Below are 20,779 nucleotides of genomic sequence, written 5' to 3' on the forward strand. Positions count from 1 at the left end.
CTCGAAGGGATCAATTTACGCAAGATGCCGCCTGGCAAAACCAGACGGCGGTTGTCTTACTGCGGACGGGTCGCCGCTTTCATGGCGCTAGCGAAGGTTTTCAGCTCGCTCAGCATCTGCTCAGGCTTATCGACGTTGTTTTCGATAATTTTCACGATCGCCGAACCGGAAATCGCCCCGGCAGCACCGGCCCCCAGTGCCGCAGAGACCTGCTCCGGGGCCGAAATACCAAAGCCCTGCAGCGGTGGTGCGGCATTGTACTCTGCCAGTTTCTCTACCAGATGGTGCAGCGGCAGGGCGGCTTTGTTCTCCGCGCCCGTCACCCCGGCGCGGGACAGCAGGTAGGTATACCCGCGTCCGTGGGAGGCGATCTGACGCAGCAGTTCGTCGTCGGCGTTCGGCGGGCAGATAAAGATCGGCGCGACGTTATGACGCATCGCCGCCTGGCGGAACGGGGCTGACTCCTCGACCGGCACATCGGCCACCAGCACGGAATCCACCCCCACGCGCGCGCACTCGGCGTAAAACTCGTCGATGCCGCGGTTAAACACCAGGTTGGCGTACATCAGCAGCCCAATGGGAATGGTCGGGTATTTCTGGCGAATCGTCGCCAGCATCTCAAAGCACTGGGACGGGGTCACGCCTGCGGCAAACGCGCGCAGGGTGGCGGCCTGGATGGTCGGGCCGTCGGCCAGCGGATCGGAGAAGGGAATACCCAGCTCCAGCGCATCGGCACCGGCTTCAATCAGGGTGTCGATAATTTTCAGCGACTGCTCCGGAGAGGGATCCCCCAGGGTAACGAAGGGAACAAAAGCGCCTTCCTTGCGAGCCTTCAGCTCAGCAAACACGTTATCGTAACGTTCCATCAGATTTCCCCTCGTGCTTTCAGAATATCGTGAACGGTAAAGATGTCTTTATCACCGCGACCGGAAAGGTTCACCACCAGCAGCTGCTCTTTTTCCGGGTTGTCTTTGATCATTTTCAGGGCATGGGCCAGCGCGTGCGAGGACTCCAGCGCAGGAATAATCCCCTCTTTACGGCACAGGGTTTTAAACGCTTCCAGCGCTTCGTCATCGGTGATCGATACGTATTCGGCGCGACCGATGCTGTTCAGATAAGCGTGCTGCGGCCCGACGGACGGGAAGTCCAGCCCGGCAGAGATGGAGTACGACTCTTCAATCTGGCCTTCGTCGGTCTGCATCATTGGCGCTTTCATACCGAAGTAGATCCCCACGCGGCCATGCTTCAGCGGCGCACCGTGTTCACCGGTTTCAATCCCGTGACCGGCCGGCTCCACGCCAATCAGGCCCACGCTGGTATCGTCGATGAAGTCAGCGAACATACCGATGGCGTTAGATCCGCCGCCCACACAGGCGATAACTGCATCCGGCAGACGCCCCTCTTTTTCGAGGATCTGCGCTTTGGTCTCTTCACCGATCATCCGCTGGAATTCACGCACGATAGTCGGGAACGGGTGCGGACCCGCGGCGGTACCCAGCATATAGTGGGCGTTTTCATAGTTACCGGACCAGTCGCGCAGCGCCTCGTTACAGGCATCTTTCAGCGTGGCAGAGCCGCTGTAAACCGGGATCACTTCCGCGCCCATCAGACGCATACGGAAGACGTTTGGCGACTGACGCTCAACGTCCTTGGCACCCATGTAGATACGGCATTTCAGGCCGAGCAGGGCGCTGGCCAGCGCCGAGGCCACACCGTGCTGACCGGCACCGGTTTCGGCGATGATTTCAGTTTTACCCATCCGTTTTGCCAGCAGCGCCTGACCCAGCACCTGGTTGGTTTTATGTGCGCCGCCGTGGAGCAGATCTTCACGCTTAAGATACAGCGTGGTGTTGGTGCCCTCGGTCAGGTTACGGCATTTGGTCAGGGCCGTCGGACGACCGGCATAGTTTTTCAGCAGGTCGGTAAATTCAGCCTGGAAGAGCGGATCTTTTTGCGCGCTCACGAACGCCTCTTCCAGCTGGCGCAGGGCGGGCATCAGGATCTGCGGCACATACATGCCGCCGAATTCGCCAAAGTAAGGGTTTAATAATGTGGTCATCTTCTCTTCCTTAATATGCACGCAGCGTTTTAAACACCGAAGCCAGCTTGCCGGCATCTTTGATGCCCGGCTGCGACTCAACGCCTGAATTGAAATCGAGACCTGCGCAGCCAGATTTGGCGGCTTCAACGCAGTTGTCCGGGCTTAAGCCCCCGGCGAGCAGGACGTTATCCAGCGTCTCACCGTTGAGCAGCGACCAGTCAAAGCGCTGCCCGGTTCCGCCCTGGCCATTATCCAGAACATATTTATCAACATGATTAAGCGTGCGCGGCGGCAGGGTGTCGGCCACGCTCAGCGCTTTCCAGATCTGCACCTGCGGAGGCAAGGTTTCACGCAGGGTATCGATATAGCGCTGGTCTTCGCTGCCATGGAGCTGAACGGCGGCAAGAGAAAGGGCCTCTGCCGTGGCAACTACCTTGTCGATGGCCGCATTGCGGAATACGCCCACGTACTGCAGCGGTGCGGCAGCGATCACCTCGCGCGCCTGGGTTTCGCTGACGTTGCGCGGGGAGGATTCAACAAAGATCAGCCCGCCGTAAATAGCACCCGCTTCATGGGCCGCCGCGGCATCCTGAGGACGGGTCAGGCCGCAGACCTTGTTTTCACCCAGCAGGACGCGACGCACTGCCGCGCTGAGATCGGCCTGCTCCATCATCGCCGAACCAATCAGGAAGCCGTTGGCGAAGTGGCTCAGCTCGCGAACCTGGGCATAAGAATTGATGCCGGACTCGCTGATCACCGTTACGCCTGCGCCCAGACGCGGCGCCAGCTGGCGGGTGCGGTTGAGGTCGATAGAGAGGTCGCGCAGGTCGCGGTTATTGATCCCCACCACTTTCGCCTCCAGGGCGATGGCGCGCTCCAGCTCCTCTTCGTTGCTCACCTCGGTCAACACGCCCATGTTCAGGCTGTGCGCCACCGCGGCAAGCTGGCGGTACTGCTCATCATCCAGCACCGAGAGCATCAGCAGGCAGGCGTCGGCCTGATAAAAGCGTGCCAGCCAGATTTGATACGGGTCGATAATAAAGTCTTTGCACAAAATCGGCTGCGGGGCGATCCCGCTGACGATCGGCAGAAAATCAAAGCTGCCCTGGAAATACTTCTCATCGGTCAGCACCGAAATGGCCGAAGCGTGGTGCTTATAGATGGCGGCAATTTGTGCCGGGTCGAAATCATCGCGGATCACCCCTTTCGACGGAGAAGCCTTTTTGCACTCCAGGATAAACGCGGTTCGCGCGCCCCGCAGGGCCTCATAGAAACGACGGCTGCTCGGCACCACCTCATTCTGGAAACTGGCGAGCGGTTGCTGCGCTTTACGGGCTTCAACCCAGATGGCCTTATCGGCAACGATTTTCGCTAATACGGTCTGCATTGTTTACCCTCTTGCCGCAAGTGCGGTCACTCGGTCGTAGGCTGCGCCAGAGCGCAACACGTCCATCACTTTTTGTGCATTAACCTGGAGATTTTCTTCGCCGTGCAGACGCATCAGCATGGCGACGTTAGCGGCCACGGCGGCCTCATGCGCAGGCTCACCTTTACCTTGTAACAGGCGCGTCAGAATGTCACGGTTTTCTTCCGGGGTGCCGCCTGCCAGCTGCTCCTGGTGATACGGCGTCAGGCCAAAGTCGGCGGCCTCAAGCTGATAGCTTTTGATTTCGCCGTTATTCAGCTCGGCCACCAGGGTCGGCGCATGCAGGGAGACTTCGTCCATCCCGCCGCTGTGCACCACCGCGGCGCGCTGATAGCCGAGCACGCGCAGGGTTTCGGCAATCGGCAGCACCAGCTCCGGGCTGTAGACGCCAATCAGCGCCAGCGGCGGGTGCGCCGGGTTGATCAGCGGGCCCAGCACGTTAAACAGGGTGCGGGTTTTCAGCTGCTGACGCACCGGCATCGCGTGACGGAACCCGGTGTGATACTTCGGGGCGAACAGGAAGCAGACCCCCAGCTCGTCCAGCGCATCGCGGGATTTCTCCGCGTTCATGTCCAGATTGATGCCGAAAGCGGCCAGCAGATCCGACGATCCGGAACGGCTGGAGACGCTGCGGTTGCCGTGCTTCGCCACCTTCAGCCCACAGGCTGCGGCCACGAAGGCGCTGGCGGTAGAGATGTTGATACTGTTGCTGCCGTCGCCACCGGTGCCGACGATATCCGCGAACAGATAGTCCGGACGCGGGAACGGGGCGGCGTTTTCCAGCAGGGCGGTGGCGGCCCCGGCGATCTCCTGCGGCTGCTCGCCACGCACTTTCATGCTCACCAGCGCGGCGGCCAGCTGCTCCGGCTTCAGCTCGCCGCGGACCACGGCGGAGAAGAGCTGGTGGCTCTCCTGCTGGCTCAGGGTTTGCGCCTGATAGAGTTTTTCCAGAATCGGCTGCAGGGTGTTGGTCTGCTCCAGCTTCTGCAGCGCCCAGTTGAGGGTCTGCTCCAGCAGGCGTGCGCCCTGGGAGGTGAGAATGGATTCCGGGTGGAACTGCATGCCGCACACCCGGTCTGCATCGTGACGCACCGCCATCACCATCCCGTTGAAATGGGCGTTGATAGTCAGGCCTGCCGGAATATTACTGCCCACCAGCGAGTGATAGCGTGCCACCGGCAGCGGGTTCATCAGCCCGGCAAACATCGCCTGGCCGTCATGTTCAATACTGGAGGCTTTCCCGTGCAGGATCTCACCGGCCTGACCAACGTAACCGCCGTAGGCCTCGACAATCGCCTGATGACCCAGACAGATGCCGATGATCGGCAGCTTGCCGCGCATGCGGGTCAGCAGCTCCGGCATACAGCCCGCTTCACTTGGCGCGCCCGGGCCCGGGGAGAGCATCAGCACCGGGTTTTGCATGGTCGCCAGGCGGTCGATTAAGGTCTGGGCCGGAACATGGTTACGGTAAATCACCACGTTGTGACCGTTTGCACGCAGCTGATCCGCCAGGTTGTAGGTAAATGAGTCGATATTATCGAGCAGCAGAATGTCAGCCATCAGAAAATCTCCTGTGCGTGATGGGCAGTCGCAATTGCGCGCAGTACCGCGCGGGCCTTATTGCGGGTTTCGTCAGCTTCAGACTGCGGAACCGAGTCGAGCACGATGCCTGCGCCCGCCTGGACGGTGGCAATGCCTTCTTCAACGTAGGCGGAGCGGATCACAATGCAGGTGTCCAGATCGCCATGGGCGGTAAAGTAACCCACCGCACCGCCGTAGCTGCCGCGGCGGCGGCCTTCGGCCTGAGCGATAAGCTGCATGGCGCGGACTTTCGGCGCGCCGCTCAGGGTGCCCATGTTCATGCAGGCGCGGTAGGCGTGCAGCACATCCAGATCCTGACGCAGCTCGCCCACCACGCGGGAGACCAGGTGCATCACGAAGGAGTAACGGTCCACTTTGGTTAAATCCGCCACGTAGCGGCTGCCCGGAGTGCAGATGCGCGCCAGATCGTTACGCGCCAGATCTACCAGCATCAGATGCTCAGACATCTCTTTCTGGTCGGTGCGCATCTCCAGTTCAATGCGGCTGTCGAGATCGCGGTCCAGAGAACCGTCGGCGCGGCGACCGCGCGGGCGGGTTCCGGCAATCGGATAGATTTCAATCTGACGGCTGGTGGCGTCGTACTTCAGGGAGCTCTCCGGCGACGCGCCGAACAGCGTAAAATCGTTATCCTGCATAAAGAACATGTACGGGCTGGGGTTGCTCTTCTTCAGCACATCGTAGGCTGCCAGCGGCGAAGGGCAGGGCAGGGAGAAGCGACGGGACGGTACCACCTGGAAAATCTCGCCCGCGCGAATCGCTTTCTGCATCTGGCGAACCACCACGCCGTACTCATCGTCCGTCTGGCTGACGTCGCAGCGCATCTGCTCTACGCGCTGCACCGGCAGTTCTGGTGGGGCTTCATTCATCTGCGCCTGCAGCTGGGCGATACGTTGCTCCAGACGCTGTTTTTCTGCCAGCAATGGCGTAAACAGGCTGGCCTGAATGCGGGTGTATTTTTTCTGGTGGTCGATCACCAGTAAGGTTTCCGCCAGGTAGAAGCAGTAGTCCGGGCAGCGGTTGCCCTGTTCAAGCTCCGGAAGCTCTTCAAAGCCGGCGACCAGGTCATAGGCAAACAGCCCGCCGAAGAACATCGCTTCGCGCTCATGTTCCGGGACATTCACCAGGCCCTGTAACAGACGGAAGGCATCAAATACCGACAGCGAGCAGAGGCGGGCATCTTCGTCCAGCAGCTGGCTGACCGGCGGGAAGTGCAGGATCCGCTGGTCCGGGCGATGTTCATTCTCAATGCCTGCCGGCAGCACGCCATCCAGTAAACAGAGCAGCGCTGCGCCATTTTCAGAAAGCGCCTGCAGGGTGACGGTGTTACCCATAGCGGTGATGCGCAGCGCACTGTCGACCAGCAGCAGGCTTTTCAGGTCATCCTTACTGTCGATATCCGCCGACTCCAGCAGCAGCGTGGCAGGGCGTGCGCCGCAGACCTGATGGAACAGGGCGGTAGGGTTGTGGCGATACGCCGCCTCACGGGTCAGCAGTTCAAGGGTCGGTTTGGCTGTTTGCATTTTTTGTTCTCTTTATTCTGTTCATAAAAAAGCCCGCTCAGTGGCGGGCCAGGTATCTGTTTGCATGACGCAGACGTACGACACTGCCCGATAATCAGGAAGTGCGCCACCATCTGTGCAGAGTGAAATGTGCAGTCATTTTCAGATACCTCGTTGAGTGAACTTGCGTACTAGTTAACTAGTTCGATGGCGTAATGTCAACCCCCCGATTTCAGAATTTCACCACATACCGCTATTATGGCGGCGCAGATATTGAAGATGAGTGACGGGAGCCGCTTTGAGCGACACGAATTACGCAGTGATTTACGACTTACACAGCCATACTCAGGCCTCTGACGGCCTGCTTACGCCCGAAGAACTTGTCCATCGCGCCCATGAAATGCGTGTCGGGACGCTGGCGATCACCGATCACGATACCACCGAGGCCATTGCGGCCGCGCGGGCGGAAATTGCCCGCAGTGAATTGCCGCTTACACTGATAGCAGGGGTGGAAATTTCCACCGTCTGGGAAAATCATGAGATCCATATCGTCGGGCTGAACATCGATATTGAGAACCCGACCATGTGCGCGTTTCTGGATGAGCAAAAGACGCGTCGCGTTTTGCGCGCAGAACTGATAGCCGAGCGGCTGGATAAAGCCCATATCCCCGGTGCCTGGGAAGGGGCGCTGCGTCTGGCTAACGGCGGTGCGGTAACCCGGGCGCACTTTGCCCGTTTTCTGGTCGAGGCCGGGAAGGCGAATAACATCGCGGATGTATTTAAAAAATACCTTGCACGGGGGAAAACCGGATACGTTCCTCCCCAGTGGTGTACAATAGAACAAGCTATTGATGTCATTCATCATTCTGGCGGTAAGGCAGTGCTGGCCCATCCCGGGCGGTATGATCTTTCTGCCAAATGGCTGAAACGTCTGCTGGCATACTTCGCCGAACACGGCGGAGACGCGATGGAAGTCGCGCAGTGCCAGCAGGCACCCAACGAGCGCAGTCAACTGGCTGAGTATGCCCGCCAGTACGGCCTCCTTGGCTCCCAGGGCTCTGATTTTCATCAGCCTTGCCCCTGGATCGAGCTGGGACGCAAGCTCTGGTTACCCGCAGGCGTCGAGCCGGTGTGGGGACTCTGGGAGCAGCCAACGTCAATTGAAGAGAGGGAAGTATGAGTCAATTTTTCTATATCCATCCTGACAATCCGCAGCCGCGTTTGATTAATCAGGCCGTGGAGATCGTGCGTAAGGGCGGAGTTATCGTCTATCCAACCGATTCGGGTTATGCGCTGGGTTGTAAAATCGAAGACAAAAGCGCGATGGAACGTATTTGCCGGATCCGTCACATCCCTAACGGGCATAACTTTACCCTGATGTGCCGCGATCTCTCTGAGCTATCGACCTACTCCTACGTGGATAACGTGGCGTTTCGGTTGATTAAAAATAACACGCCGGGTAACTACACCTTTATCCTCAAGGGGACGAAAGAGGTGCCGCGTCGCCTGCTGCAGGAAAAGCGCAAAACGATCGGGATGCGCGTGCCGTCGAACCCAATAGCGCAGGCGCTGCTGGAGACGCACGGCGAGCCGATGCTCTCGACGTCGCTGATGCTGCCGGGCAGCGAGTTCACCGAATCCGATCCGGATGAGATCAAAGAGCGCCTGGAGAAGCAGGTGGATTTGATAATTCACGGCGGCTATCTCGGCCAACAGCCGACTACGGTCATCGATTTAACGGAAGATGCGCCAGTGGTGCTGCGTGAAGGGGTGGGTGACGTAAAACCTTTCTTGTAACGATGTAAGCCGCTATACTACGCGGCCATCAGTTTAGCGGTAATTTCTCCGCTATAATGACCCTATTCGACGCCTGTGAAGGCGACACCTGAAGGAAGCTCAATGAGCGAGAAATTACAGAAAGTGCTGGCCCGCGCCGGCCACGGCTCACGCCGTGAAATCGAAACCATCATCGAAGCAGGTCGTGTCAGCGTGGACGGTAAAATCGCCACCCTGGGTGACCGTGTGGAGATCGTGCCAGGCCTGAAAATCCGTATCGATGGCCACCTGATCTCAGTGAAAGAGTCTGCCGAGCAAATTTGCCGCGTGCTGGCCTATTACAAGCCAGAAGGCGAGCTTTGTACCCGTAACGATCCGGAAGGCCGTCCGACCGTGTTCGACCGTCTGCCAAAACTGCGCGGTGCGCGCTGGATCGCCGTCGGTCGTCTGGACGTTAACACCTGCGGTCTGCTGCTGTTCACCACTGACGGTGAGCTGGCAAACCGTCTGATGCACCCAAGCCGTGAAGTCGAGCGTGAATACGCGGTTCGCGTATTTGGTGAAGTGGACGAGAATAAAATCCGCGATCTGTCTCGCGGCGTGCAGCTCGAAGATGGCCCGGCCGCCTTTAAAACCATCAAATTTACCGGTGGTGAAGGCATTAACCAGTGGTACAACGTGACCCTGACCGAAGGCCGTAACCGCGAGGTGCGTCGTCTGTGGGAAGCCGTTGGCGTGCAGGTTAGCCGTCTGATCCGCGTGCGTTACGGTGACATTCTGCTGCCGAAAGGGCTGCCGCGTGGTGGCTATACCGAGCTGGATTTAACCCAGACCAACTACCTGCGTGAGCTGGTGCAGCTGACCCCGGAAACCACCTCGAAGGTGGCGGTAGAAAAAGATCGTCGTCGCATGAAAGCGAACCAGATCCGCCGGGCGGTCAAACGTCACAGCCAGGTCAGCAGCAATAATCGCCGCTCTGGTAGCCGTAACAACAACGGCTAAAAAAACAAAACCCGGCATCGCCGGGTTTTTTCTTAATAGTCGATACCGATTTGCGCCTTCACGCCAGCATCAAAGGCATGTTTGACCGGGCGTAACTCGCTCACCGTATCCGCCATCTCCAGTATATCCCGATGACAGCCGCGCCCGGTGACAATCACCGTCTGGTGCGTCGGACGGTTGTTAAGCGCATCCACCACCTCCTGCAAGGGCAGGTAGTCGTAAGCCACCATGTAGGTGATCTCATCCAGCAGCACCAGGTTGAGCGACGGGTCTGCCAGCATGCGCTTCGCCTGCTCCCAGACGGTCAGACAGGCGGCGGTGTCGGTGTCGCGGTTCTGGGTATCCCAGGTAAAACCGGTCGCCATCACCTGAAACTCCACTCCATGAGGCTCGAGCAGATTACGCTCACCATTCGGCCACTCACCTTTGATGAACTGGATCACGCCCACCTTTTGCCCGTGACCGACGGCGCGGGTCGCCGTACCAAAGGCGGCAGTGGTTTTGCCTTTACCGTTGCCGGTAAAGACAATAATAATCCCACGCTCATCCTGTGCGGCGGCAACGCGGGCATCGACCTGCTCTTTCAGGCGCTGCTGGCGCTGCTGATGACGTTCATCACTCATTGCGATATTCCTGGTTTACGGCCGGGTTGGGCATCAAAGGTCATGCCGGTTTTGCGGCGACTGTCATCGCCCATCAGCCACAGATAGAGCGGCATGATATCGGCAGGGGTTTTTAGTTTAAGCGGATCTTCTGTCGGGAACGCGCTGGCGCGCATGCCGGTGCGCGTGCCGCCAGGATTAATGCAGTTCACGCGCAGGTGGCGGCTTTGATACTCCTCGGCCAGCACCTGCATCATCCCTTCGGTGGCAAATTTCGAGGCGGCATAGGCACCCCAGTTGGCCCGTCCCTGGCGCCCTACGCTGGAGGAGGTGAACACCAGCGAGCCGGAATCGGACTGCAGTAATAAAGGAAGCAGTGCCTGGGTGAGGAAAAAGGTGCCATTGACGTTGACCTGCATCACCTGCTGCCAGATCTCCGGAGTCTGCTCCTCCATCGGGCGCACTTCACCAAGGAATCCGGCATTGTGCAACACCCCGTCCAGACGCGGATACTCTTCGGCGATACGCCGGGCAAGCTGCTGGCACTCCTCCGGAGTACAGTTTAACAGGTCGAGAGTATATTCACGCGTCGGTGCACCGCCCTCGCTGGCGATCGCCTGCGCGACGTCGCGCAGTTTTTCTTCATTACGCCCCAACAGAATGACGCGAGCGCCATGGCGGGCGTAGGTCAGCGCCGCCTCACGGCCTATACCATCGCTGGCACCGGTGACCAGGATGATACGGTTTTGCAGTAAATCTTTTTTGGGTTGATAGTGCAAGGTCACTCCTCGGGCGCGCGTTGGCGCGGCCCATGCTGTGCGGTCTCTTTTCGGCTTTATGCCCGAAAGCGCGCCTGATTACAATCAGTCTACCGGTGAGTTCGCTGTAAAATTAACAATTTGCAAAGATTTCATTCATAAATAAACATTCCTGAAGACGCCTCGCAAGGTTATCGTCAGGTGCGAGACGCCTGGCGGAGGCTGTTGTACACTGGGTGAGAAAACAAGTGGTTAAACCAAGGTGGATGCGTGGAATTACTTTCTGAATACGGTTTATTTCTGGCCAAAATTGCAACGGTAGTGATTGCCATTGCGGTGATCGCCGTGCTGATTGTCAACCTGACGCAGCGCAAACGTCAGCGCGGCGAGTTGCGGATTACCCGGTTAAGCGAGCAGTACACGGAGATGCAGGAAGAGATGTCGGTGGCGCTGCTCGACCCACATCAGCAAAAACTGTGGCACAAAGCGCAGAAGAAAAAGCACAAGCTGGATGCCAAAGCCGCAAAGCAGAAAGCAAAGCTGGAGCAAAGCCCGGAGGCGGCAAAACCGCGGGTCTACGTGCTGGATTTTAAAGGCAGCATGGATGCGCATGAGGTCTCATCCCTGCGCGAAGAGATCACCGCCGTGCTGGCTGTGGCCAGAGCTGAAGATCAGGTTGTGCTGCGTCTCGAAAGCCCCGGTGGGGTGGTGCACGGCTACGGGCTGGCTTCCTCGCAGCTGCAACGTCTGCGTGATAAGCAGATCCCGCTGACGGTGGCGGTGGATAAGGTCGCGGCCAGCGGTGGCTATATGATGGCCTGCGTGGCCGATAAAATCGTTGCCGCGCCTTTCTCTATTATTGGTTCGATTGGCGTAGTGGCTCAGATCCCGAACTTCAATCGTTTCCTGAAAAACAAAGATATTGACGTTGAGCTGCATACGGCGGGTCAGTACAAGCGTACCCTGACGCTGCTCGGCGAAAATACTGAAGAAGGGCGGCAGAAGTTCCGCGAAGATCTTAATGACACCCACCAGCTGTTTAAAAGCTTTGTGCACCAGATGCGTCCTTCGCTTGATATTGAGCAGGTGGCAACGGGTGAACACTGGTACGGCACTCAGGCGCTGGAGAAGGGGCTGGTGGACCAGGTCGGGACCAGCGACGATCTGCTGCTGGGGCTGATGGAGGGCCGCGAGCTGGTGGGCGTGCGCTATACCCGGAAGAAAAAGCTGATGGATCGCTTTACCAACAGTGCCGCGGAGAGTGCGGATCGGCTGCTGCTACGCTGGCTACAGCGTGGACAAAAACCCCTGCTGTAACTAAAAACGCGAGGCCAGTGCCTCGCGTTTTGTTTTAATCGACCAGGTGATACTTTTCTGAGAGCGCATGGGCCAGGTATTTAAACATGTTGAATACCGCCGTGCTGCGTGGGGTAGGTAACCCCTGCTCATCAAGAAAGTACTCGCCGCTGAACACCAGCACGCCGTTGCGCTGTTCCACTCCAGTGGCTTCGATCCCTGCAAGGGTGTCTTCGTGTTCACGAATGAGTTTATTTGCTTCAACAAGCAGCGTTGCGCGGTCAATGGGTTGGGTAGTTTGCTGCATTATCCCCTCCTTAAACAGTGATATTAGTCTACGCCGACGCGGTCCCGGGAGCAAATTTTCCCCGTTTTCAGGCATGCAGGGCAAGACGGACAGCGCTGGCGTGATTTGCTTTTGCATGCTAATAAAGTTGCGTAACGGATTTTATCAGGTAGAGTGTGCGCTTTCGTCATTCTGGCAATAGATTTGCTTGACATTCGACCTAAATCTCGTCGTGCAGTCACACCGGAGCGAGAAAAAGCCCGTAAACTCAACCACCTGGCTGAGGTCGTTTTTGGCGACTGGTTCGAATGGGGGTTGATATCCACTGATGGCGTCGTTATATAGATGTCTCGTCGCCAGTGGAAGGTGAACTCACGCGACGTATTCCTGGAAGAAACAAATTAGGTAAAGGTGAATATGGGTAAAGCTCTCGTTATCGTTGAGTCCCCGGCAAAAGCCAAAACGATCAATAAGTATCTGGGTAGTGACTACGTGGTTAAGTCCAGCGTCGGTCATATCCGCGATCTGCCGACCAGTGGCTCAGCCAAGAAGAGCGCCGACTCTACCTCCACCAAAGGGGCCAAAAAGCCTAAAAAGGATGAACGTAGCGCGCTCGTAAATCGCATGGGGGTTAACCCGTGGGATAGCTGGCAGGCACAGTACGAAGTGCTGCCGGGTAAAGAGAAAGTCGTCTCCGAGCTGAAACAGCTGGCGGAAAAAGCCGACCACATCTATCTCGCAACCGACCTTGACCGCGAAGGGGAGGCCATTGCATGGCACCTGCGGGAAGTGATCGGGGGAGATGACACCCGCTACAGCCGCGTGGTGTTTAACGAAATTACTAAAAACGCGATCCGTCAGGCTTTTGAAAAGCCAGGCGAGCTGAATATCGACCGCGTTAACGCACAGCAGGCGCGCCGTTTTATGGACCGCGTCGTGGGTTACATGGTCTCTCCACTGCTGTGGAAAAAGATTGCCCGTGGCCTGTCTGCAGGCCGCGTACAGTCTGTGGCCGTGCGTCTGGTGGTGGAACGTGAACGCGAAATCAAAGCGTTTGTGCCAGAAGAATTCTGGGAAATTGACGCCAGCGTGACCACTCCGGGTGGCGATACCCTGCCGCTGGAAGTGTCGCACCAGAACGATAAGCCGTTCCGCCCTGAAAACCGTGAGCAGACGATGGCTGCGGTGGCACTGCTGGAGAAAGCCCGTTATCAGGTGCTGGATCGTGAAGACAAACCGACCAGCAGCAAGCCGGGCGCGCCGTTTATCACTTCCACGCTGCAGCAGGCGGCAAGCACCCGTCTGGGTTACGGCGTCAAGAAAACCATGATGATGGCTCAGCGTCTGTATGAAGCGGGTCACATTACTTATATGCGTACTGACTCCACCAACCTGAGCCAGGACGCAGTGAACATGGTGCGCGATTACATCGGCGATAACTTCGGTAAGAAATATCTGCCGGAGAGCGCCAACCAGTACAACAGCAAAGAGAACTCGCAGGAAGCGCACGAAGCGATTCGTCCTTCTGACGTGGCTGTGCTGGCGGAATCCCTGAAGGATATGGAAGCCGATGCGCAGAAGCTGTATCAGCTGATCTGGCGCCAGTTTGTCGCCTGTCAGATGACGCCAGCGCAGTACGACTCCACCACGCTCACCGTCGGTGCGGGTGATTTCCGCCTGAAAGCGCGTGGCCGTATTCTGCGTTTCGATGGCTGGACCAAAGTGATGCCAGCGCTGCGTAAGGGTGATGAAGACAAAACCCTGCCAGCGGTCAACGCCGGAGATGAACTCTCCCTGGTTGAACTGACGCCGGCCCAGCATTTCACCAAGCCGCCGGCACGCTTCAGCGAAGCCTCGCTGGTGAAAGAGCTGGAAAAACGCGGTATCGGTCGTCCGTCCACCTATGCGTCGATCATTTCGACCATTCAGGATCGTGGCTATGTACGTACGGAAAACCGCCGTTTCTATGCCGAGAAAATGGGTGAAATCGTTACCGATCGTCTGGAAGCTAACTTCCGCGAGCTGATGAATTACGACTTCACCGCGCAGATGGAAAACAGCCTTGACCAGGTGGCTAACCACGAAGCCGAGTGGAAGAAGGTGCTCGACAGCTTCTTCGGCGACTTCACCAAGCAGCTGGAAAAAGCAGAGAAAGACCCTGAAGAGGGTGGCATGCAGCCGAACCAGATGGTGCTGACCAGCATCGACTGTCCGACCTGCGGTCGCAAGATGGGTATCCGTACTGCCACCACCGGCGTGTTCCTCGGCTGCTCAGGGTATGCCTTATCGCCGAAAGAGCGCTGTAAGACCACCATCAACCTGGTGCCGGAAAACGAAGTGCTGAACGTGCTGGAAGGCGACGATGCGGAAACCAACGCATTACGCGCTAAGCGCCGCTGTAATAAATGCGGCACAGCAATGGACAGCTACCTCATCGATCCGAAACGTAAGCTGCATGTCTGCGGTAACAACCCGACCTGCGACGGTTACGAGATCGAAGAGGGCGAGTTCCGCATTAAGGGCTATGACGGTCCGATCGTGGAGTGTGAAAAATGTGGTTCTGAAATGCACCTGAAGATGGGGCGTTTTGGTAAGTACATGGCCTGCACCAACGAAGAATGCAAAAACACGCGTAAGATCCTGCGTAACGGTGAAGTGGCACCGCCGAAGGAAGATCCGGTTCCCTTGCCGGAGCTGCCGTGCGAGAAGTCCGACGCCTACTTCGTCCTGCGTGACGGTGCGGCGGGGGTCTTCCTGGCGGCTAACACCTTCCCGAAATCGCGTGAAACCCGTGCACCGCTGGTAGAAGAGCTGTTCCGCTTCCGCGATCGCCTGGCTGAAAAGCTGCGCTATCTGGCCGATGCGCCACAGCAGGATCCGGAAGGTAATAAAACGGTTGTGCGTTTTAGCCGTAAAACCAAGCAGCAGTATGTTGCTGCTGAAAAGGACGGTAAAGCGACCGGTTGGTCAGCATTTTATGTTGACGGGAAATGGGTTGAAGGCAAGAAATAAGCCTTAATTACCGCGACTTACCTTTGAAAGGGCCGGACTTCCGGCCCTTTTTTATTGCCCTGTTATTATTTTTTGTTACGGGCTATACAGCAATGATATAAATGATATAGTGGTTATAGTTAACCCTTTTCTTATTATCAAATCGTCTTAAGCGATTGCCCGTGTGCGCTCAATCGGATGGTCCGGCATGAAACTACAGCAGCTTCGCTATATCGTTGAGGTGGTCAACCACAACCTTAACGTCTCTTCGACCGCAGAAGGTCTTTATACTTCGCAACCCGGTATCAGTAAGCAGGTTCGTATGCTTGAAGATGAGCTGGGGATCCAGATTTTCGCCCGCAGCGGTAAACATCTTACCCAGGTAACGCCAGCGGGGCAGGAGATTATCCGTATCGCCCGCGAAGTGCTGTCGAAGGTTGATGCCATCAAATCCGTGGCGGGTGAGCACACCTGGCCTGACAAAGGCTCGCTCTATATCGCTACCACTCACACCCAGGCGCGCTACGCTCTGCCAGGCGTGATTAAAGGGTTTATCGAGCGCTACCCTCGCGTTTCGCTGCATATGCATCAGGGCTCGCCGACGCAGATTGCTGAAGCGGTCTCCAAAGGCAATGCGGACTTCGCTATCGCCACCGAAGCGCTGCATCTTTACGACGATCTGGTGATGCTGCCTTGCTATCACTGGAACCGTTCGATCGTGGTGACCCCGGAACATCCGCTGGCGGCCAAAACCTCGGTGTCAATCGAAGAGCTTGCTCAGTATCCGTTGGTGACCTACACCTTTGGCTTTACCGGCCGTTCGGAATTGGATACCGCCTTCAATCGCGCAGGCTTGACGCCACGCATCGTCTTTACCGCCACCGATGCCGACGTGATCAAAACCTACGTGCGGCTGGGGCTGGGAGTAGGGGTGATTGCCAGCATGGCAGTGGATCCGATAGCCGATCCCGACCTGGTGCGCCTGGATACCCAGGGTGTGTTTGGCCACAGCACCACCAAAATAGGTTTCCGCCGCAGCACCTTCCTGCGTAGCTATATGTATGATTTCATTCAGCGATTCGCACCGCATTTAACCCGCGATGTGGTGGATACGGCAGTGGCGCTGCGCTCTAACGAAGACATCGAAGCGATGTTTAAAGATATTAAGCTGCCAGAAAAATAATCCCATCCGGTATCTTTCCTGCGGGAAAGATACCGTTATTGCCGTTTTGTCAGACCCGGTAACAAAAAGGCAACTAAAATAGAAAATAAATAGCCGCTACGCAAATCCCTCGTTTCATTTATATATATCCGCTCAAAAGATTAAATATTTCCCCGTATACGATTCGTAAATTCGCTGGATTTTCAACTAAAGTTTCTTTAGGATTTATCTCAGTGATGATTACTTATACCAATTGTTTGGTAGCCAAATGATAAGCAAAGTCGATTGTATGGGGTTAGCAATGCCGTCAGGAAGTCATGAGCCGCAACGGGATCCAGGGCTCAAGCGCAAAGCCTGGCTGGCGGTGTTTCTCGGTTCCACGCTGTTTTGGGTGGTAGTGGCGTTACTGATCTGGAAATTCTGGGGTTAACTATGACGGTACAGGGGCGCAGTGAAGCAGTGAAACCTATGTGTCAGCAACGTGACACTCGCCGCAAAGTCCGTAAAGAAGTCACCGCTCAGGTACCTGCTTCCTGGACGCTGTCACCGCAGCAGCAAGCTTTCATTGATTCGTTCGCAGAAGACGATAGTAAAAAACAATAATTATGCCGTTCGGGCGTAGTGCATTAATAATCCGGTGCGCTTTTGTACTCTTTAATAAATACACTTCAGCAATACCGAACTGAGCCAGACTCAGCCGTAAACAAATAAATAAAGACGGGTGTCACAATGATGAATAATATATCCGGAGTCAAATACTGGTCGTGGATCGCCGCCTTCTCTCTGTCGATTCTCTTCTGGTACCAGCTTATCTGGCTCACCCTACACTGAAAAATACAGCCTCGCGAATGCGGGGCTTTTTCTTTTTGACCTCTCCTTTTCTCTGCAAATTTGTCCATTTGGGTTGTTATCAAATCGTTACGGTGACGATGTGTTATCTTTAATTACGGCCCTGATAAAGGTCAGGGTATCGCAATCCCGGTAATTAAGGAGGAGCTTATGTCGTTAACCTTACGCGAAGCCAGTAAGGACACACTGCAGGCCGAGAATAAAACCTATCACTACTACAGCCTGCCGCTGGCCGCCAGGGAACTTGGAGACATCGACCGTTTACCCAAGTCGCTTAAAGTGTTACTGGAAAATCTCCTGCGCTGGCAGGACGAGGTCTCTGTCACCGCTGAGGACATTCACGCCCTCGCCGGATGGCTGCAAAATGCCCATGCCGACCGGGAGATAGCCTATCGTCCGGCCAGGGTCCTGATGCAGGATTTTACTGGCGTCCCGGCGGTGGTCGACCTGGCGGCGATGCGCGAGGCGGTCAAACGTCTTGGCGGGGACACCGCCAAAGTCAATCCGCTTTCCCCAGTGGATCTGGTGATTGACCACTCGGTGACCGTGGACCACTTTGGCGACGATGAGGCGTTTGAAGAGAACGTTCGCCTGGAGATGGAGCGTAACCACGAGCGTTATGTCTTTCTGAAGTGGGGCCAGCAGGCCTTCAGCCGCTTCAGCGTTGTTCCACCCGGCACCGGCATTTGCCACCAGGTCAATCTTGAATACCTCGGCAAGGCGGTGTGGAGCGAACTGCAGGATAAAGAGTGGGTGGCCTACCCGGATACGCTGGTCGGCACCGATTCGCACACCACCATGATCAACGGGCTTGGCGTGCTGGGCTGGGGGGTAGGGGGTATCGAAGCCGAGGCCGCCATGCTTGGCCAGCCGGTGTCGATGCTGATCCCTGATGTGGTCGGCTTTAAGCTGACCGGCAAACTGCGCGAAGGGATCACCGCCACCGATCTGGTGCTCACCGTAACCCAGATGCTGCGCAAGCACGGTGTGGTGGGCAAATTTGTTGAATTTTACGGTGACGGGCTTGATTCGTTGCCGCTGGCGGATCGGGCCACCATCGCCAACATGGCGCCGGAATACGGTGCGACCTGCGGCTTCTTCCCGATTGACGGCGTGACGCTGGAGTATATGCGCCTCAGCGGGCGCAGCAGCGAACAGGTCGAGCTGGTCGAAGCCTATGCTAAAGCGCAGGGAATGTGGCGTAACACCGGTGATGAACCGGTATTCACCAGCACTCTGGCACTGGATATGGGAGAAGTTGAAGCCAGCCTCGCCGGGCCGAAGCGTCCTCAGGATCGGGTAGCCCTGCCGGACGTGCCGAAGGCGTTTGCCGCCAGCAATGAGCTTGAGGTTAACAGCGCGCAGAAAGATCGTCGGCCTATTGATTATGTTATGAACGGCCATCAGTATCAGCTCCCGGATGGCGCGGTGGTGATCGCGGCCATTACCTCCTGCACCAACACCTCTAACCCCAGCGTGCTGATGGCGGCCGGGCTGCTGGCGAAAAAAGCCGTTACCCTCGGCCTGAAACGCCAGCCGTGGGTCAAAGCCTCGCTGGCCCCGGGCTCCAAAGTGGTCTCAGATTATCTGGCCCAGGCCCGATTAACACCCTACCTGGACGAGCTGGGCTTTAACCTGGTCGGCTACGGCTGTACTACCTGTATCGGTAACTCCGGGCCACTGCCGGATCCTATCGAGACGGCGATCAAGCAGGGCGATCTGACGGTCGGGGCGGTGCTGTCGGGCAACCGTAACTTTGAAGGCCGTATTCATCCGCTGGTGAAAACCAACTGGCTGGCGTCACCGCCGCTGGTCGTGGCTTATGCGCTGGCCGGTAACATGAATATCAACCTCGCAACCGAGCCGCTGGGTCACGATCGCAAAGGGGATCCGGTTTATCTGAAAGATATCTGGCCGTCGGCGCAGGAGATCGCGCTCGCGGTGGAAAAAGTCTCCACGGACATGTTCCGCAAAGAGTATGCCGAAGTGTTCGAAGGTACGCCGGAGTGGAAAACCATTGAGGTGGCGCGCTCGGATACCTACAGCTGGCAGGATGATTCTACCTACATCCGCCTGTCGCCTTTCTTCGACGAGATGCTGGCAGAACCCAAACCGCTGGAAGATATCCATGGCGCGCGGATGCTGGCTATCCTGGGGGACTCGGTGACCACCGACCACATCTCCCCGGCGGGCAGCATTAAAGCGGACAGCCCGGCAGGACGGTATCTGCAGAGCCGTGGCGTGGAGCGACGTGACTTCAACTCCTACGGTTCCCGTCGCGGTAACCATGAGGTGATGATGCGCGGCACCTTTGCCAATATTCGCATCCGCAACGAAATGGTTCCCGGCGTTGAAGGTGGGATGACCCGTCATCTGCCGGGCACGGAAGTGATCTCGATTTACGATGCCGCCATGAAGTATCAGCAGGAAGGCACCCCGCTGGCGGTGATTGCCGGGAAAGAGTACGGTTCCGGTTCCAGCCGCGACTGGGCAGCAAAAGGGCCAAGGCTGCTGGGCGTGCGCGTGGTGATCGCCGAGTCGTTTGAACGTATTCACCGTTCGAACCTGATCGGGATGGGGATTTTACCGCTGGAGTTCCCGCAGGGGACATCACGTAAAACGCTGGGGCTGACCGGGGAAGAGCGTATTGATATTGCGGATCTGCAAAATCTGACGCCTGGCGCCACCGTGCCGGTCAAACTGACGCGAGCGGATGGGCAAACTGAAGTCGTGAACTGTCGCTGTCGTATTGATACCGCGACGGAGCTGACCTACTACCAGAACGACGGCATCCTGCACTATGTCATTCGTAATATGCTGAATTAAGGCTGTGACCAGCCCGGCACGCGTGGCGCTGCCGGGCTGTTTTTTTTACTCGCTGAGCAGATGCCCAAGCTTCGCCGCTTTGGTATCCAGATAGTGCTCGTTGTTTGGGTTACGACCTACGATCAGCGGCACACGTTCGACGATGTTGATCCCCGCTTCGGTCAGGATCTCGACCTTACGCGGGTTATTGGTTAGCAGACGCACTTCGTCCACGCCCAGCAGCTTGAACATATCGGCGCAGAGGGTGAAATCACGTTCGTCGGCAGCAAAGCCTAACTGATGGTTAGCTTCCACGGTGTCGTACCCCTGATCCTGCAGGGCATAGGCGCGGATCTTGTTCAGCAGGCCGATATTACGCCCTTCCTGACGGTGATACAGCAGAATGCCACGGCCTTCTTCCGCAATGTGCGACAGGGCGGCTTCCAGTTGAAAACCACAATCGCAGCGCAGGCTAAACAGGGCGTCACCCGTCAAACACTCGGAATGGACGCGGGCAAGCACTGGCGTCTGCCCGGAGGTATCCCCGAACACTAACGCAACGTGATCCTGCCCGGTTGCCAGTTCTTCAAAACCCACCATCAGGAAATCGCCCCAGGGGGTTGGCAGATTAGCTTCTGCCACACGTTTAAGCTGCATGTGATTCTCCAGAAAATGCTGACACGC

Annotated in this window: 20 protein-coding genes and 1 other annotated feature; of the genes, 10 read left to right on the forward strand and 10 right to left on the reverse strand. The window is 57.0% G+C overall.

The features are described from left to right. Positions 1–56 precede the first annotated feature (56 nt). The 6 genes from trpA to trpL all read right to left on the reverse strand — a co-directional run bounded on the left by trpA (position 57) and on the right by trpL (position 6,728). Positions 57–866 (reverse strand): tryptophan synthase subunit alpha, encoded by an 810-nt coding sequence (trpA, locus tag WFO70_RS03980; protein WP_337014752.1) that lies wholly within the window; start codon positions 864–866, stop codon positions 57–59. Beyond that, positions 866–2,059 (reverse strand): tryptophan synthase subunit beta, encoded by a 1,194-nt coding sequence (trpB, locus tag WFO70_RS03985; RefSeq protein WP_337014753.1) that lies wholly within the window; start codon positions 2,057–2,059, stop codon positions 866–868. Before trpB ends, trpA begins: the two co-directional genes overlap by 1 nt. 10 nt (positions 2,060–2,069) lie before the next feature. Beyond that, the gene (trpCF, locus tag WFO70_RS03990) at positions 2,070–3,428 is read right to left on the reverse strand and encodes a bifunctional indole-3-glycerol-phosphate synthase TrpC/phosphoribosylanthranilate isomerase TrpF (RefSeq protein WP_337014754.1); all 1,359 of its coding nucleotides are present in this window, start codon (positions 3,426–3,428) and stop codon (positions 2,070–2,072) included. A gap of 3 nt (positions 3,429–3,431) precedes the next feature. Next, the gene (trpD, locus tag WFO70_RS03995) at positions 3,432–5,027 is read right to left on the reverse strand and encodes a bifunctional anthranilate synthase glutamate amidotransferase component TrpG/anthranilate phosphoribosyltransferase TrpD (RefSeq protein WP_337014755.1); all 1,596 of its coding nucleotides are present in this window, start codon (positions 5,025–5,027) and stop codon (positions 3,432–3,434) included. Next, the gene (locus WFO70_RS04000) at positions 5,027–6,589 is read right to left on the reverse strand and encodes an anthranilate synthase component 1 (RefSeq protein WP_337014756.1); all 1,563 of its coding nucleotides are present in this window, start codon (positions 6,587–6,589) and stop codon (positions 5,027–5,029) included. Before WFO70_RS04000 ends, trpD begins: the two co-directional genes overlap by 1 nt. Before the next feature lie 23 nt (positions 6,590–6,612). Continuing rightward, positions 6,613–6,707: a sequence feature (Trp leader region), on the reverse strand. Continuing rightward, positions 6,684–6,728: a trp operon leader peptide gene (trpL, locus tag WFO70_RS22465; protein WP_442913365.1), complete on the reverse strand. Its 45-nt coding sequence runs from the start codon at positions 6,726–6,728 to the stop codon at positions 6,684–6,686. It overlaps the preceding feature by 24 nt. Positions 6,729–6,866: 138 nt before the next feature. On the opposite strand from trpL, the gene rnm reads away from it, so the two are divergent. The 3 genes from rnm (at position 6,867) to rluB (ending at position 9,346) form a co-directional block, all read left to right on the forward strand. Then, positions 6,867–7,748 carry an RNase RNM gene (rnm, locus tag WFO70_RS04005; protein WP_337014757.1) on the forward strand — a complete coding sequence of 294 codons (882 nt, stop codon included), beginning with the start codon at positions 6,867–6,869 and terminating at the stop codon, positions 7,746–7,748. Further along, on the forward strand, positions 7,745–8,365 hold the full coding sequence (locus tag WFO70_RS04010; RefSeq protein WP_337014758.1) for an L-threonylcarbamoyladenylate synthase: 621 nt from the start codon (positions 7,745–7,747) through the stop codon (positions 8,363–8,365). The genes rnm and WFO70_RS04010 overlap by 4 nt, the downstream gene beginning before the upstream one ends. 102 nt (positions 8,366–8,467) lie before the next feature. Next, on the forward strand, positions 8,468–9,346 hold the full coding sequence (gene rluB / locus WFO70_RS04015) for a 23S rRNA pseudouridine(2605) synthase RluB (RefSeq protein WP_337014759.1): 879 nt from the start codon (positions 8,468–8,470) through the stop codon (positions 9,344–9,346). Positions 9,347–9,378: 32 nt separating this feature from the next. Here the strand turns inward: rluB and cobO are convergent, their stop codons facing one another. Next, positions 9,379–9,969 carry a cob(I)yrinic acid a,c-diamide adenosyltransferase gene (gene cobO / locus WFO70_RS04020; protein ID WP_337014760.1) on the reverse strand — a complete coding sequence of 197 codons (591 nt, stop codon included), beginning with the start codon at positions 9,967–9,969 and terminating at the stop codon, positions 9,379–9,381. After that, complete coding sequence (locus WFO70_RS04025; protein WP_337014761.1) at positions 9,966–10,727, reverse strand: YciK family oxidoreductase; 762 nt, start codon at positions 10,725–10,727, stop codon at positions 9,966–9,968. The genes cobO and WFO70_RS04025 overlap by 4 nt, the downstream gene beginning before the upstream one ends. Before the next feature lie 249 nt (positions 10,728–10,976). Between WFO70_RS04025 and sohB the strand changes: the two genes are divergently transcribed. Further along, positions 10,977–12,023, forward strand: coding sequence for a protease SohB (gene sohB / locus WFO70_RS04030; protein WP_337014762.1), 1,047 nt, complete (start codon positions 10,977–10,979; stop codon positions 12,021–12,023). Positions 12,024–12,057: 34 nt separating this feature from the next. On the opposite strand, the gene WFO70_RS04035 is transcribed toward sohB, so the two are convergent. Beyond that, entirely contained in the window at positions 12,058–12,309 is a 252-nt protein-coding gene (locus WFO70_RS04035; RefSeq protein ID WP_337014763.1) for a YciN family protein, read from the reverse strand. Positions 12,310–12,705: 396 nt separating this feature from the next. Between WFO70_RS04035 and topA the strand changes: the two genes are divergently transcribed. The 6 genes from topA to acnA all read left to right on the forward strand — a co-directional run bounded on the left by topA (position 12,706) and on the right by acnA (position 20,116). Beyond that, complete coding sequence (topA, locus tag WFO70_RS04040) at positions 12,706–15,300, forward strand: type I DNA topoisomerase (protein WP_337014764.1); 2,595 nt, start codon at positions 12,706–12,708, stop codon at positions 15,298–15,300. Positions 15,301–15,487: 187 nt separating this feature from the next. Next, positions 15,488–16,462, forward strand: coding sequence for an HTH-type transcriptional regulator CysB (gene cysB / locus WFO70_RS04045; RefSeq protein ID WP_106993152.1), 975 nt, complete (start codon positions 15,488–15,490; stop codon positions 16,460–16,462). Positions 16,463–16,730: 268 nt separating this feature from the next. Further along, positions 16,731–16,871 (forward strand): YmiA family putative membrane protein, encoded by a 141-nt coding sequence (locus WFO70_RS04050; protein WP_337014765.1) that lies wholly within the window; start codon positions 16,731–16,733, stop codon positions 16,869–16,871. Between the two features lie 2 nt (positions 16,872–16,873). Continuing rightward, positions 16,874–17,044 (forward strand): hypothetical protein, encoded by a 171-nt coding sequence (locus WFO70_RS04055; protein WP_337014766.1) that lies wholly within the window; start codon positions 16,874–16,876, stop codon positions 17,042–17,044. 129 nt (positions 17,045–17,173) lie between these two features. Then, entirely contained in the window at positions 17,174–17,272 is a 99-nt protein-coding gene (gene ymiC, locus WFO70_RS04060; RefSeq protein ID WP_337016595.1) for a small membrane protein YmiC, read from the forward strand. A 168-nt stretch (positions 17,273–17,440) separates the two neighbouring features. Continuing rightward, the gene (acnA, locus tag WFO70_RS04065; protein ID WP_337014767.1) at positions 17,441–20,116 is read left to right on the forward strand and encodes an aconitate hydratase AcnA; all 2,676 of its coding nucleotides are present in this window, start codon (positions 17,441–17,443) and stop codon (positions 20,114–20,116) included. A 45-nt stretch (positions 20,117–20,161) separates the two neighbouring features. Here the strand turns inward: acnA and ribA are convergent, their stop codons facing one another. Beyond that, the gene (gene ribA, locus WFO70_RS04070; protein WP_106993149.1) at positions 20,162–20,752 is read right to left on the reverse strand and encodes a GTP cyclohydrolase II; all 591 of its coding nucleotides are present in this window, start codon (positions 20,750–20,752) and stop codon (positions 20,162–20,164) included. Positions 20,753–20,779 lie beyond the last annotated feature (27 nt).

Origin of the sequence: Leclercia sp. AS011 (assembly GCF_037152535.1) — a bacterium.
Classification (GTDB): Bacteria; Pseudomonadota; Gammaproteobacteria; order Enterobacterales; family Enterobacteriaceae; genus Enterobacter.